The sequence below is a fragment of the Longimicrobiales bacterium genome (genome assembly GCA_029245345.1).
Taxonomy (GTDB): domain Bacteria; phylum Gemmatimonadota; class Gemmatimonadetes; order Longimicrobiales; family Gaopeijiaceae; genus CALFPJ01.
The window spans coordinates 398,877-413,491 of the sequence record JAQWPM010000012.1 but is presented as its reverse complement, the minus strand read 5'-3'; the positions used below and the strand labels follow the sequence as shown (position 1 = coordinate 413,491).

The window sequence follows — 14,615 nt, the reverse complement described above, 5'->3', positions numbered from 1 at the left end:
GTGGGAATGTGAACGATTCTGTTGCTGTCGACGCCAAACGCATCCTTTTGCGTTATGGAGCGCCGATTGCTGTACTAGACAATGTTACCGATGAGCACCGGGTAGAATTTGCCCGTGCTATTGCAAAGACCCCGCTGGCCGATCGTGAGCCGCTCCTCAAGGAGCTGCTCATAGAGCACGGCTACGTCGAGGCGCCCTGATCGGCAAGTAGCGCCTATGTAGAGAAGGCCGGAGGGCGATTCGCTTTCCGGCCTTTTTTATTCGGTGAAGAACTCGATTTCCCGATCGCCGTCGAGCGGGACCTGAATCCGCGCACGGATGCCGTCGCGCGCGGGTGTCGAGTCCAGTTCTGCGAGGTCACCGTCCACCCGGGCGGAGGTTAGGCGTCCCCCGGGGAGCAACGGCTCCAGCAGCACCACCGGAGGCACTCGAGCCACCTTGGGTTCGAGTTTGAATCGGTGGATGGCTCCTTCGCGCTCGTAATGCATGCTGATTTGGGCGTCACCGAGTCGGAGTCCCGAGACGCCGAACGACGTCAGGTGCGCCGGGAAGGATGGTGCGAGGCGGGTCCGTCCCGAGGGCGCGTCAGGTAGGTAGCCGAGCAGCCCATATACGAGAGCGCTGAGTAGGGCCCCCGCTACGGGCGCCCCGATGCCCGTGGCTGATTCCGCCCCGTCCCAGCTTCCGGGGCCTCCGGGGCCACTCTTGAGCCCTTCAGTGAGCGCTCCACGCCAGGCGGTCCAAGCGGTGTCCGGATAGCTGGGGAATTCAGCCCAAGCCGACACCATACGATCCAATTCGAGGCTTCCAGTAGGCGGGGGTGACGCGCCGTGCCTCAGGGCTCCAGCGAGAAAGGCGACCTCTGTGCTGGAAGTCACCCCTGCCATGGGTAGGCGTCGTCGTCCCCCGACGGGAGCGATCTGCGAAGAAAGCCCACGGACGGATTCGATCTGCTCCGCGCTCTCCGAGTACCGAAGTGCATCGGCAATGCTGTCAATCGTGAGCGTCCCGAGGTCATGGTGACCGGCGCTCAGCCGTCCAGGTTGGAGAAGGAGCCCTTCCGCACGCTTGCGCACGTACCGTGCGTCCCCGGTACCAAGCCCGATTCGAGCCGCCAAGAGGTCGGCGAGTACCGGAGCTGGCCACGCCTCCTGCTCTCCACCGTTCTCGGCGTCCATGAGAAGTGCGAGTGCCCTTAGGGCAGAATCCTTGTCGCCACTCGCGAGTGCTCCCGTGCCCGCCCAGAACGCATGTGGGGCGTTCGTGTGCCCCGCTTCCGCGACGGGTCCGGACAGTCTGCATTCGGCTAGTGCATTGCGGAGGCGGGTCGCTGCCCAGGCCACCCCGTCGTCGATCTCTGGAAGGCCTGTAACCGTGTAGAGCACATCGTCTGCGGGTGAGGTGGCTCGAACGGAGTGTGCGTTGACGTGCGCGACCGCATTGAAAGCGGAGCGCACTTGTTCGGGCCGGCCAGCGGCGATCACGAGTGTAATGACTCCATTCGGTACCAGGTCGTGTGCCAACTGCAGGCCTCGCCCTTCATCAGACGGGCGTACAGCCCAGGCCCCGTTCGCACCGTGGACACCGACCGCGACACAGAAATCAGGATCCTCAGCATTGCGTGCGACGACCACGTTGCTATCCGAATTGTATTCGCCGCCGCCACCCGAGGGCAGGTGCAGCTTCAAGCCAGTACCGGCGCCGCCGGACCATTGGACGGCTACCAGGGGGAGAGTCGGTGCCACAATCGCGGACTCGATACACATCCCGTTCGGCCCCGTGACCTCTCGATGTATCAACCCGGGGGTGGCTACAAAATTCACCGCAGAAGCAGCTTCTAGGGTGACGCCTTCGGCGACGATTCTTCCGCACAACGCGACACGGTCGAATCCGCCCCGGAGGTTCCCATCGGCGAAGCCGAACTCTCCCTCGATAAGGAAGGGGGACGCGGCGGTGGTGCCAGACGCCGCCAGTGTCGGTACCACCGCCCCAAAATTCGGAATCGAATTCGGAAGCTCAGGGAGTTCGAGCTTCGGGTTCGTTCGGTGGGTCACCCGATCGGGGTCCTCGTCTTCGCGAAGTCACCCGCCTTCACCATGGTGATCTTCGCTATGTCCAGCCGGTCACGTATCGCTTGGTTGACCTCCTCCAGTGTCACCGAGCGCACACGCTCTTCCATTTCAGCGTCGAACATGGTCGTGCGGTCGAAGTACAGACCCGATGAGAGCGACGCGGACAGTCCGGAGTCCTGAGCTCGAGATAACTGAGCCCCTTCGAGCCAGCCCTGCTGAGCCGTGGCCAATTCCTCCGCGGTGAATCCTTCACTCAGCACCTTTTCAAGTTCCTCGACGAACGCGACTTCGAGCGCCGCAGCGTTTTCTGGGGCGTAGATGGCAACTGCGGAGAATTGCCCTACGGGGTCGATTGGGTGACCAGAGATGCCTCCGCCCACTCCATAGCTGAGCCCGTCTTCGACACGGACCCTGGTAGCGAGGCGCGAGTTCAAGATGCCACCACCAATCATATACCCCGCCATGATCAAAGCTGGATAGTCTGGATCTGTGTCACGCAGCTCGAAGTTCTGTTGTGCGATGAAGAATGCGTTTGCCTTGTCCGGTGTCTCGATCGTGATGTTGTTGGCTGGTGCGTCGTAGAAAGAAGACGCGATGCGCTGGTACGGACGCGGACTCTTCCAGTCTCCAAACGCCTCTTCGAGCGCGGCGCGAACTTCTGCTTCATCGAAGTCTCCCACCACGACGACGTTGCCACTCTGGGGCCCCCAGAAGTCTTCGTAGAACGCTTTGGCGTCGTCGAGCGTGGTCGCCGCAACCGCGGCGATCGCTTCATCGATTGTCTCGGTGTAGTTCGGGTGTCCGACGGGCCATTGCTCCATATGCCGCGTCAGCTCGATCGAAGCCAGGGGCTGCGGCTCAGTCCGTTGTTGGTCCAGCCCGGAGAGCTGCTGGTCCTTCATGATGTCGAACTCGGACTGTGGGAACACCGGCTCGCGCACGAGTTCACCCATCATCGCGATGACCTCGCTCACGTTGTCACGGACGGTCTGGAACTGACCCACCGCTTGGGTCGGCCCCCCGCCCACGGAGCCCGAAGTCTGGAGGCGATCCAGGTCGTCTTGGATCTGTTGCCGGGTGCGGCTCACTGTTCCTCGCATCAACATGGATCCGGCGAAGCCACCTGCTGTGCCTCGCCCCATGAGCGACTCTTCGTCCCCGAAGTGCAGACGGATCCGGACGTACGCCACGTCGCCGCGTGTCTCTTTCGGCAGAAGTGCGACCTCCATGCCGTTTGAGAGCTCGAAGCGAGTGGTGCGGGCTTCGATGTTATCCGGTGAGGGGTCGAACCCCTCGCCCTGGGCGACCGCTTCGCCGCCTGTATACCCGTCGAGCATCGCAGCGATGTCGGGCATGTCGGGAATGTCTGCTTGGTCCGGATTCTCAGTCGGGTAGAACAGACCGACGGTGCGGTTGTCAGGCTTGATGTATGCCTGTGCCACGCGGTTCACGTCGTCTGCCGTGATTTGCTCGACGCGGTCGCGGTGGAGGAAGAAGAGGCGCCAGTCACCCATCGACGACCATTCGGACAGTTGGAGCGCGATCCCCGAGGACGAATTGAAAGCTTGACGCATTCCGTTCATGAGTGCCGTCTTGGCTCGGTCGACTTCTTCGCCGGTGATCGGGCTCTGGAGCACGCCCTCTACGGTCGCGTTCATTTTACCGAGAGCGTCGCCGAGGTCGTTTTCCGTTGGAACTACTGCGAACGTGAGAAGCGGACCTGCCTCGCGAAGCTGGAATGCCGAAGCCCCAGAAGCAGTGGCGATCTGGGTCTCGACCATGGCTTTGTAGAGGCGCCCCGACGGGGTGTCGCCCAAGATGAACGAGAGCACCTCGACCGCTGCGAAGTCCGGGTGTGACCCCGGCGGGACGTGGTACGAGCTGGTCGCGAACTGGATTTCACCCGAGCGTCGAAGCGTGACCCGACGCTCCCCGTCCTGAATGGGTTCCGCAGTGTAGGTGGGGTATAGCGTATTGCTTCCCGTCCGATCTGGAGTCGGGATTGCTCCGAACTTTTCAACCACGAGGCTGAGTGCCAGTTCGGCGTCGAAGTTGCCCGCCACGACCAGCATCGCGTTGTCGGGCTGGTAGAATTTCCGGTAAAACGCCTGAAGCCGTTCGATTGGCACACCTTCGATATCGGAGCGAGCTCCGATCGTCGACTTCCCGTAGTTGTGCCAGAGATACGCGGTTGAGAGCGTCCTTTCAACGAGGATGCCAAGAGGGTTGTTCTCGCCAGACTCCATCTCGTTGCGCACCACCGTCATCTCGGAATCGAGGTCCTCGCGCTCGACGCGTGAGCTGACCATCCGCTCTGACTCGAGGTCAATCGCCCATTCCAGATTGTCATCGGAAGCGGGGAATATCTCGTAGTAGTTCGTTCGGTCAAAGATCGTGGTCCCGTTCGGCTGCGCCCCTCGTTCATTGAACTCCTGAGGGATGTCCGGGTGGTTCGGCGTGCCCTTGAAGAGCAAATGCTCAAGGAGGTGCGCCATCCCCGTCTCACCGTACCCCTCGTGTCGTGAGCCAACGAAGTACGTGACGTTGACCGTGACCTGCGGCTTGCTGGCGTCAGGGAAAAGCAGCACACGCAGGCCGTTGTCGAGCCGGTATTCGGTGATGCCTTCAACAGAGGTGACGGGTTCGAGACTTGCCGCGCTCTGCTGAGCAACGATCGGGGTGGGGACCGCGGCGACGGCTGTCGCGACCAGCGCACCCTGCAAAGGACGGGGAAGTCGGAAAGTCATTCTGGTCATGCTCCTCAGGCGGGGTCCTCTGCCCTGAGTGGGGCAGTTTTTAGTCTACCCGCAGAGGGCGCACTCTGTTCAGTCGGATGCACATCTATCGTCGGATGGCTTTTCTCAGTATACGTGTGCGACACCATTCACCAGGGAGGCTTCGCGACGCACCGAAGGCCTTGTCCTGTCTCTCTTTTTCGTGAACAATGTCCGAAGATCGACCCGACACCGCTGGTGTCGCAGAAGAGCCTCTTCTCTCGAGTAGAGAAGGCTCGGTTCTTGTACTCACGTTGAACCGCCCCGAACGCCTCAATGCCGTGAGTCTGCCGATGTACCGCCGCATCGAGGCTGAGATTCGGACCGCTGACGCCGAGAAGATCGTGAAGGACGTCACGCATCGGGTTCTCCCGATCACCGAGGGAGATATCTCTGAGATGCTGACTGATCTCCGGATCTTCCCCTTGTTGGACGGAGCCCGAGGGCGGCCGAAAGGGGATTTTGCGGCTGTGGTGGCAGCAGCAGCAGTGAGTAATTGCCTCATCGCACACCCGAGTGTCGTGGAGGTCGAAGTAAATCCTCTCTTCGTATACGCCGAGGGAGCGCTGGCCGTCGACGCTCGCCTGTTCGTCAGCCCGCCGGATCCTTCGTAGACTGACGATGAACAGCTAATCCTGAAATAAGAATCGACATGACTACACGCGCATTGACCCTACTCGTATCTCTGATTCTTCTGGTCGCGACCAACGTCGCTGCGCAGGATCGGACGATTCTCATTCGAAATGGCCGTGTCCTAGACGGCAGTGGAAATCCGTGGGTTTATGCAGATGTACTGATTCGCGGGGACCGCATTGAGGCCGTGGGGAAGCTTGGAGATGTGCAGGCTGATGAGGTCATCGACGCCGCCGGTCTTTATGTGACGCCGGGATTTATCGACACGCACTCCCATGCTGGCCCGGGGCTCGCGTCTCCTGGCCTGAGTCATGGAGAGCCCCTCTTGGCCATGGGCCTCACTACGATCTTCGCCAATCCGGACGGGGGTGGCTCGTCGGACCTTGCCGGCCAGAGATCGGAGCTTCTTGAGGACGGCCTCGGGGTGAATGTCGCTCAGCTGGTGGGCCATGGCTCGGTCCGGGGGGAGGTCATGGGGTCTGCTGACCGGCATGCAACGCCAATGGAACTCGAGCGCATGAAGGCCATCGTCCGCGATGGAATGGAGGAGGGCGCATGGGGCCTGTCCTCTGGGACGTTCTACGTTCCCGGGAATTACGCTCCTCCGGAAGAAATCGAGGAGTTGGCGAAGGAAGTTGCTCCCTTCGGTGGATCATACACGAGCCACTATAGGGATGAGTCGACATACAGCGTGGGCCTTATTGCCGCGGTGGACGAAGTCATCAACGTTGGGAGGGTAGCGGGCATCCCCGCAGTGCTCACCCACGTGAAGGCCCTCGGACCGTTTGTGTGGGGTTACGGCGAAGCGATCGTTCAGCGTGTGGAGCGCGCCCGGGCAGAGGGTGTGCAGGTCTTCGCCGACCAGTATCCGTACACGGCGTCGGCTACCGGGCTTGAGCCGGCTCTGTTGCCCCGCTGGTCTCAGTCGGGTGGACGCGACTCACTCCTGGTACGGATGGCGGACCCCGAGACGATGGCCCGGATCCGAGAGGGCATGGTCGAAGGACTCGCGCGCCGCGGCGGAGCAGATCGTATCCAGTTCCGGCGCTACCGGGTCGACGAGTCGATCGAAGGTCGACTGCTGAGTGACCTTGCGGAGGAACGAGGCCAGGACCCGATCGATACCGCGATTGATCTCATCCGAGCTGGGAGCGTCAGCATCGTGTCCTACAACATGAGCGACGCTGATGTCGAAACGCTCATGGCGCAGCCGTGGACCATGACCTCATCCGATGGGGACTTGGTGCCAATGGGTGAGGGCGTCCCACACCCGCGTACGTACGGGGCGTTCGCTCGGAAGATCCGACTGTACGTGAAGGAGAAAGGCACAGTCACGCTGTCCCAGGCCGTGCGAAGCATGACATCCATGCCTGCTCAAGTATTCGGAATGCAGGACCGAGGCATGATTCGCCCCGGGATGATCGCCGACGTTGCCGTGTTCGATCTAGACAAGGTCCGTGATGTGGCGGAGTTCACGGACCCGCACCACTACTCTGAAGGCATGGTCCATGTGCTGGTGAACGGTGAGGCCGCGATCAAGGACGGCACGTTTACCGGAGCCCGACCGGGTCGAGTCCTGCAGAAGAGGAGTCGAGGAATCTCCTAGAGACCTTCGGCTAGTTGCCCCAGCGGAACCCCGAGGGCTTGTTCTTGTCGTCTTGCACGTCCGAGTCACCCCACTGAGAGCTTTGTGGGGCAGGCTTGCTGGGCGTCCTGGGACCCCCCCGCCCAGCGAAGCCCGACCGGCCGCGCTTTGGGCTGTCCGCGCCTGGTTCGTCGTCGGAGAACCGGAATCCAGATGGGTGTGATGGTGGTGTCGGGAGGGGCGGGAGCTCTTCGGTTTGTTTCCAATCGAAGCCCATGTTCTCCCCAGTCTCATCGGCACCCCAGTGGAACCCCGAGTCATGTGCGATCTGGCGCCCCGGGACGTATTCGGGACCGGTGCGACCCACGCCCTGCCATTCGCAGTCGGCGCACCAGCGAAGTGTCAGCCAACGAGTCATCGGACGGAGCCACAACGGTGCCACAATCCCTTCGGTGCGGTTGGTGCATTTCGGGCAGAACTGCGCCGTCGGGAATCGCTTTAGCCAGGACACCAGAATGGCGGCCCAAGTAGCGACGAGAAGAGTCGCCAGGGTGGTTGAAAGCATGACGTGTGAGAAGGGCCTGAGAAGAAGGACTAGTAAAGGATACGCGCGCTGCGCACGCTATCGCCAGGAAAAATGCGTTGCTAGGATTGCGACAGTCATCCCCGAGCGAGGAATCACCAGTTGAGCGACATAAGACGCTTTCTTGAAAAGCACTACCGCCACTTCAATGCGCGCGAATTGGTGGAGGCCGCGAAGGCCTATGAGGAGCACGTCGATGCCGGCGGGAAGATGATGGTGACCCTTGCGGGTGCCATGTCGACGGCGGAGCTCGGCATCATCCTCAGTCGCATGATTCGAGCTGGAAAAGTGCACGCGATTTCCTGCACCGGCGCGAATCTCGAAGAGGACGTCTTCAATCTCGTAGCCGCACAGGAGTACGAGATCGTCCCGTCGTGGAGAAGTCTCTCAGAGGGGGACGAACAGGCTTTGTACGATCGGGGCATGAACCGAGTCACCGACACGTGCATTCCCGAGACGGTCATGCGCAACATCGAAGGACGGCTCGTCGATTGTTGGCAGCGCGCCGCCTCCGCCGGCGATCGAAAGACACCTGCCGAATTTCTTTTCGAAGTCCTGGATGACCCGACGTTGTCAGAGCACTACCAGGGGGATCCTGCACACTCTTGGATGTTGGCTGCCAAGGAGATGGACATTCCTGTGTTCGCCCCCGGCTGGGAGGACTCCACGACGGGTAACATCTTCACGGCGAACGTGATGGCGGGGAATGTGGCGAACCATACGTGTGTGAAGTCGGGCACGGAGCAGTTTCAGGCCTTGATCGAATGGTATGAGCAGCATCATGGAGGCGGGGCGCACCCGTCGGTCGGCTTCTTCCAAATTGGAGGAGGCATCGCCGGTGACTTCGCGATCTGCGTTGTGCCTTGCATCATTCAGGACCTGCAGCGCGAAGTCCCGTTCTGGGGGTATTTCTGTCAGATCACGGACGCACAGCCATCGTACGGTGGGTACTCCGGCGCCCCGGCGAATGAGAAGATCACCTGGGGAAAACTCGATCCGTCCACGCCCAAGTTCGACATCAACTCAGATGCCTCCATCGTTGCGCCGTTGATCTTCGGGTACGTGTTGGGCGACTAGCCTGCTTCAGCAAGGAGCAGAAGTTGGTCCGCTCTGAGCGCCCCGACCAAGGCCTGTTCGACGCCATCGCGGCCCCAGGTCACGACGGGCAACTCGGTCCCCTGAGGGCCTCGGACAGGGATGGCGCCCGCGCCCGGGCACCTTCTCGGGGGACGACGTAGTGAGAAATAGCGGCGCCGTCCTTTCTCGTAGACGATCATTGCGCCGCGCCGCCCCTCGGCGGAGGTGCCCCCCTGGTCGCCGGCACACGGGTGCCGAACCAGGGTCGCGTCGAGGGACGTGCTGGACACCACGCCGAGTTGCCCCTTCTTCGCGACGGCCTTCGCTAGCGTCCAACTCGAGACCGCGTCCACTTGGTCCTAGGAGATGGGGCCTGCCAGGCCCGCTTCTGCCACGACCAGCATGAGGGCACGTTGGATCGCGAGGTGTCCGTCGCGATTGATCCAGTACTCTTCCGGTGCGTGACCTGCGCCGCCGATGCCACCCCTGCCGATCGTGATCGCCGGGATGCCCAAGGAGATGGGGATGTTCGAGTCTGTCGATGAACGGGACAGCTCACCCTGCACTCCAAAGAGCGCCGTTGTGGCCAGCGCTCGTTGGACCAACGCAGCCGACGGGTCTCCTTCTCCACTCGGGCGATCCCCGATCTTGGCGGGGTCCAAGGTCAGAGCCGGTCCGTCACGCCGAAGTTCGTTTTCTTCGGCCAGGCCACGCTCCATTGCCGTGAGAAACGCGCGTTCGATAACGGCGAGACTCTCCGGGCTGACGGAGCGCATGTCGACTTCCATCCACGTCTCGAATGGGATCGAATTTACGGAGGTGCCGCCGCCCATCCGTCCGACGTTGTAGCTAGTGCGGGGCCCGCTCCGCGTGAGTGTGTCGGCGGCGTTCTGAAAATGGCGTACCGCGCGACTCATCGCGTGGGCTGGATTGGCGAGCCCGAACGCGCCCCAAGAATGCCCCCCTGGGCCCAAGAACGTGGCGCGATATCGGACTGAGCCGAGACCCATCGTTACGAGCCGGGCCAGGCCACCCCCGTCTACATCAATCCACACGTCTGGGGCGTCCGCGCCGTCCCGAAAGATGTGTTTCATGCCTCGGAGGTCGCCGAGGCCTTCTTCTCCTACGACCCCGACGAAGATGACGTCCTCGTTCGTCTCGATTCCTGCGTCTTCCATCGCCCGCAATACCGTGAGGACCACCACGAGCCCGCGTGTATCGTCTCCGATGCCGGGAGCATAGAGAGTGTCGCCCCGTTGCCGGACCGTGACGTCGGTGCCCTCCGGAAAGACTGTGTCGAGGTGTCCGCCGAATCCGATAGTGCGCGTGCCCGTTCGTCCCTTCCGGAGACCGATCACATTGCCGACCTCGTCGGTCCACACTGAGTCGGCTCCGAACTCACTCAGCAACTCGGCATAACGTCGACCACGAACTTCCTCCATGAACGGCGGTGCCGGGATTTCGGTCAGCTCGATGAGTCGTTCTATCGACCAGGCGTCAAGCGCCTCGACCAGTCCCATGGCTGCCCCGATCACGGGTGCGGCGGCGAGCTGGCGGGCCTCGTCCGTGTATTGCTGGGACGCGGTCTGGGCGGAGAGGGCTGTGGCGGACGCTACGCAGACTGAGCAGACTGCGAGTGATCGGATAGTGCTGAGCACGAGAAAAAACTCCGTTGGTCGAGGTGAACTCGAAAGTTTTGTGCCCGGACTCTGTCCGGCAAGGCCACTGGGTGTAGTTCTAGTACGCCTCGATCCCTCTCCGGAAACGCCGGGCATCGGCCATTCGGGAGGTTCCGCCCAAGAATCGGATTCGATTCACCTCGAACGTCACTCGGAAGATCGGCGAGCCATCATGTCCGACCGGAAAGACGATCTCCGGCCGCCAAATGGTCCGGGACTCGGCGGGGAGTGCGATCCTCAGCCCAAAGCCGACGCTTCCGACCCAGTCGGTGTCCGCACCGTACGGAGCATCTCCTTTCCAGACCTGGCCCGCGTCAGCGAACAACGTCGCTCCCAAGCCGAGCGTCCTCCAGGAAGGCCAGCCGAATTGGATGCGATCCTCCAGCACCAAGAGAAGGCGGGTACCTCCAGGGTGCTCGTCGTCCCGTAGAGATCGAACTCCCTCCCGGCCACCGAGTGACAGCTGAAACGGCATGGTAGTTCGCCAGCCCCCTCCCATGGACGCCTTAAAAAAGATCGTCTGATTGCGCAGCCAATCAGCTCTCGCCCACAGTGCGAGGTCGATCTCGCCGAGAAGGTCTCGCCAGTCGCCCTTCGAGTATCCAGCCTCCCAGGTAGTCGAGAACCTGATGATGGATTGGCGGACAGGTACGGTCAGCGTGGAGTGCCACCTGGCATATGTGTCGTCTGCATCAGGGACTCCGTCGGGAACGAAGATTCCTAGGGAGCGACCAATAGTGAGTCCGCCAAGGAACCCGAGGGGAACCACTTCTCGCTCCCGTACGGCGTCGAGCCCCACGTATTCCTGGTAGCGATAGCGACGGGTGCCCACATGGAGCGCGAGGCGCGTTGCTCCGCGCCCACCGACTTGGCGCATGACATCGTCCGAAAGGCTGGCCTCGCCAGTCGTCGCCCCACCGAAATCTTCATTCAAGACCAGTTCGGGCGCTCCAATCTGCTCAATGATCGTTCGATCCAGGCTTAGCCCCAGGATCCAAGATTTGCCCGGATCTCCTAGTCGAGTCGCAGCGGCGAGTTCGAAGTTGTTCCGCCTCATCGGGACCAGAACATGAGAAACGGCTTCGGCCCCACCCGTCGTGAAGCTGAAAAAGCGAGTGTCCCGATCGATGGTTTCCGAGCCGGAAAATCGATTGGTCTCCCCAACGAAGCCCGCGTTGATCTGTTGGAAGAAGGATGACCCTCCTCGGCTGCGACCCACTCGTGCCTCGGCGTCTGTCCGCCCGAAGAAACGGGGGGTGAAGAGCCGGACGTTCTGATCACGAACCTCCCGCCGCTCTCGGTGTGTCACCTCGGCGCTTATGCCGTTCCCGAGAAAGTTCTCCTCGGTGGCCTGAAATCGTTCGATGTTCAGCCCGTCGTCATAGGAGAAGCCGAGGTCGATTTGAGTCGACCATTCATCTCGCGTGACGACGTGGACGATTTTGCCGACCCCGATTGAGTCGGTTGCGGTAACGCGAGCTTCCCCGAGGAAGGGGTATTGGTCCAGGAGGCGTTGTGACTCCGACAAGAGGAAGGGGTCGAAACAGTCGCCTTCCTCGAACACCAGCTCTCGTCGGATGAACGATTTCGTCGTCTCGATGTGGAGTAGATTGGCAGTTCTGAAGACCCACCGGAGCAGGCGAGGTTGGTCTTGGGTCGTGGGATAGATCGACTGGTTGTCGATCGATATACGCTGGATGATGCCTTCCGAGCACACCGGAGGATGGGCGTCCTGACTCCAAGCGGGCATCGCTGCCGCGAGAAGGACGAGCAGTGTAAGGCCGGAGGTCCGGAGGAGAAGTTGGATCATGATCTGGGTTAAGGTGAGGTGTTCAACGTATAAACGATCTGGGCCCTGGATGTTGCGCGTTCGTTTTGTCGTGCTCCGGTGGGGAGGCGTCGGACGCTCCAAGAATCTCACACAGTGGGAATTCCCATTAGCTTTAAAGGCTATACACCCGAACGATACGCGCCGTCCACATAGTGGTGCCTGTAGGTCATAACTATGCCAATCCGCAATATCGCGATCATCGCACACGTCGATCACGGAAAGACCACTCTCGTTGACCAGATGTTCGGTCAGGCAGGGGTCTTCCGTGAGAACCAGGCCGTCCAAGAGCGCGTGATGGACTCCAACCCGCTCGAGCGTGAGCGCGGGATCACCATCCTCGCCAAGAATACAGCTGTGCAGTGGAACGACGTGAAGATCAACATCGTCGACACACCGGGACACGCCGACTTCGGTGGTGAGGTCGAACGCATCCTCCGCATGGTGGACGGCGTCGTTCTTCTCGTGGATGCTGCGGAGGGTCCGATGCCGCAAACCCGCTTCGTGACGCGTAAGGCTCTGGATCTCGGCATCCTGCCCATGGTGGTGATCAACAAGGTCGATCGTCACGATTCGCGGCCGCACGAAGTGCACGACGAGGTACTCGAGCTCTTCATGGATCTCGAGGCGACCGACGAGCAGCTCGACGCTCCGTTCCTGTATGCGGTAGGCCGTGACGGCTGGGCATCTGAAAGCCCGGAGGCGACCGGGGGAGACCTCAAGCCACTTTTCGACAAGATCGTCGAGTACTTCCCGGCTCCCCAGGTGGACCAGAACGGGCCGTTCCAGATGCTCGTGTCGACGCTCGACTACTCGTCTTATGTCGGCCGGATCGCCATTGGGCGCATCGAGCGAGGCACTGTGCAGGTGGGAGAGCGCGTGGCGCTTCTCGCGCTCGGGGAACACGGCATGGTCGTGGACGGCTCCCAGGCAGAAGAAGCCCGTGTTTCGAAGCTCTACACCTTCAGTGGTCTGGATAGGATCGAGGTCGAGGAGGCGAAGGCGGGGGACATCGTTGCCCTGGCGGGACTCGACGGGGTCGAGATCGGCAAAACCGTCACCGATCCGGAGCACCGGGACCGCATGATGGGCATCGCGGTGGAGGAGCCGACGCTGTCGGTCGATTTTACCGTGAACAACTCTCCGTTTGCTGGACAGTCCGGAAAGTTCGTGACGACGCGGCAGGTCCGTGAGCGTCTCGTTAAGGAGCTGGAGCGCAACGTCTCGCTTCGGGTCGAGAATACCGATCAGCCGGACACATTTACGGTCAGCGGCCGTGGTGAACTCCACCTTACGATTCTCATGGAGACGATGCGCCGCGAGGGCTTCGAGTTCCAGGTGTCGCGTCCGCGCGTCATCACGAGAAAGCACGAGAGTGGTGAACTGCAGGAGCCGTATGAGGAGGCCGTGGTCGAAGTGCCGGCAGATTTGGTCGGCACCGTGATCGAAAAGCTTGGTGGTCGGAAGGGTGAGATGACCGAGATGCGCCCCATGGGTGATTCCGGCACGACGCGCCTCCGTTTCCGGATCCCGGCTCGCGGACTCTTCGGGTATCGCTCTGAGTTCATGACGGACACCCGCGGCGAAGGCATTCTGCACCACCAGTTCCACGCGTGGGGCGGTTGGGCTGGCCCGCTAAAGGGTCGCTCACGAGGCGTGCTCGTCGCGGACCGTTTGGGTAAGTCGGTCGGCTTCGCGCTGTTCAACCTTCAGGATCGCGCAACGATGTTCGTCCCGCCGGGTGTCGACTGCTACGGCGGTATGATTGTCGGTGAGAACGCACGTTCGGACGACATGGACGTCAACGTGAGCAAAGAGAAGAAGCTCACGAACATGCGCACCACGTCATCCGATGAGAACATCAAGCTCGAGCCGCCACGTCAGCTTACGCTGGAGTTAGCGCTCGAGTTCATCGAGGACGACGAGCTCATCGAGGTTACGCCGGACAGCATCCGTCTTCGGAAGCGCGTGCTCGATCCGAACATGCGTAAGAAGGCGGCCAAGAAGGTGAGCCAGCTGGCGTAATGAGTGAGCCGGACACCCCGTGGCACACGGTGCCGGAGGACTCGCCGCTCTGCCACCAAACGAGGTGAACGCCTCCCTGTGCATCGATTCCGACTTTGGTCTGCTGGCCGAAGAATGTTCCGTCGGGGGCCGTGAATGTCGCGACATCGGTCGCCGTCCCGTTCGTGACCCGAACGACGCGCATGGACCGGTGCGTCTGAGCCGTGATCACTCATCCACGGCCTCGTCGATTGGGGCGACTGGTCCGGTGTCACCCCCGCATCCGTAGGCTGCGACCAAGACTGCTACTGCCACTCTCCGCCCGATCGACCTCATTCTGTGCACCCATTTCGAATGTGAACCGTGACCCGCTCCGTGAA

Annotated in this window: 10 protein-coding genes; 5 read left to right on the top strand and 5 right to left on the bottom strand. The window is 61.5% G+C overall.

The annotated features are described in order from the left end of the window. The first annotated feature begins 8 nt into the window (after positions 1-8). The gene (locus P8L30_04900) at positions 9-200 is read left to right on the top strand and encodes a hypothetical protein (protein ID MDG2239517.1); all 192 of its coding nucleotides are present in this window, start codon (positions 9-11) and stop codon (positions 198-200) included. A 57-nt stretch (positions 201-257) separates the two neighbouring features. Here P8L30_04900 and P8L30_04895 read toward each other — a convergent pair whose 3' ends face one another. Together P8L30_04895 and P8L30_04890 are read right to left on the bottom strand one after the other, a co-directional pair. Next, positions 258-2,054: a hypothetical protein gene (locus P8L30_04895; protein MDG2239516.1), complete on the bottom strand. Its 1,797-nt coding sequence runs from the start codon at positions 2,052-2,054 to the stop codon at positions 258-260. Then, positions 2,051-4,819 (bottom strand): pitrilysin family protein, encoded by a 2,769-nt coding sequence (locus tag P8L30_04890; GenBank protein ID MDG2239515.1) that lies wholly within the window; start codon positions 4,817-4,819, stop codon positions 2,051-2,053. Before P8L30_04890 ends, P8L30_04895 begins: the two co-directional genes overlap by 4 nt. 197 nt (positions 4,820-5,016) lie before the next feature. On the opposite strand from P8L30_04890, the gene P8L30_04885 reads away from it, so the two are divergent. The 3 genes from P8L30_04885 (at position 5,017) to P8L30_04875 (ending at position 8,724) form a co-directional block, all read left to right on the top strand. Continuing rightward, on the top strand, positions 5,017-5,460 hold the full coding sequence (locus P8L30_04885; GenBank protein ID MDG2239514.1) for an acetate--CoA ligase family protein: 444 nt from the start codon (positions 5,017-5,019) through the stop codon (positions 5,458-5,460). 38 nt (positions 5,461-5,498) lie between these two features. Beyond that, the gene (locus tag P8L30_04880) at positions 5,499-7,085 is read left to right on the top strand and encodes an amidohydrolase family protein (GenBank protein ID MDG2239513.1); all 1,587 of its coding nucleotides are present in this window, start codon (positions 5,499-5,501) and stop codon (positions 7,083-7,085) included. 664 nt (positions 7,086-7,749) lie between these two features. Next, entirely contained in the window at positions 7,750-8,724 is a 975-nt protein-coding gene (locus tag P8L30_04875; protein ID MDG2239512.1) for a deoxyhypusine synthase family protein, read from the top strand. On the opposite strand, the gene P8L30_04870 is transcribed toward P8L30_04875, so the two are convergent. The 3 genes from P8L30_04870 to P8L30_04860 all read right to left on the bottom strand — a co-directional run bounded on the left by P8L30_04870 (position 8,721) and on the right by P8L30_04860 (position 12,213). Continuing rightward, positions 8,721-9,077 (bottom strand): hypothetical protein, encoded by a 357-nt coding sequence (locus P8L30_04870; protein ID MDG2239511.1) that lies wholly within the window; start codon positions 9,075-9,077, stop codon positions 8,721-8,723. The two genes, P8L30_04875 and P8L30_04870, sit on opposite strands and share 4 nt — an antisense overlap. Positions 9,078-9,083: 6 nt before the next feature. After that, positions 9,084-10,382, bottom strand: a complete 1,299-nt coding sequence (locus tag P8L30_04865; protein ID MDG2239510.1) for a M20/M25/M40 family metallo-hydrolase — start codon at positions 10,380-10,382, stop codon at positions 9,084-9,086. A gap of 79 nt (positions 10,383-10,461) precedes the next feature. Then, complete coding sequence (locus P8L30_04860) at positions 10,462-12,213, bottom strand: hypothetical protein (GenBank protein MDG2239509.1); 1,752 nt, start codon at positions 12,211-12,213, stop codon at positions 10,462-10,464. Positions 12,214-12,408: 195 nt separating this feature from the next. Between P8L30_04860 and typA the strand changes: the two genes are divergently transcribed. After that, positions 12,409-14,256, top strand: a complete 1,848-nt coding sequence (typA, locus tag P8L30_04855) for a translational GTPase TypA (protein MDG2239508.1) — start codon at positions 12,409-12,411, stop codon at positions 14,254-14,256. Positions 14,257-14,615 lie beyond the last annotated feature (359 nt).

Coding starts and splice junctions, on each gene's coding strand:
- P8L30_04890 (MDG2239515.1), bottom strand. CDS start 4,819: ATGACTTTCCGACTTCCCCGTCCTTTGCAGGGTGCGCTGGTCGCGACA.
- P8L30_04885 (MDG2239514.1), top strand. CDS start 5,017: ATGTCCGAAGATCGACCCGACACCGCTGGTGTCGCAGAAGAGCCTCTT.
- P8L30_04880 (MDG2239513.1), top strand. CDS start 5,499: ATGACTACACGCGCATTGACCCTACTCGTATCTCTGATTCTTCTGGTC.
- P8L30_04860 (MDG2239509.1), bottom strand. CDS start 12,213: ATGATCCAACTTCTCCTCCGGACCTCCGGCCTTACACTGCTCGTCCTT.
- typA (MDG2239508.1), top strand. CDS start 12,409: ATGCCAATCCGCAATATCGCGATCATCGCACACGTCGATCACGGAAAG.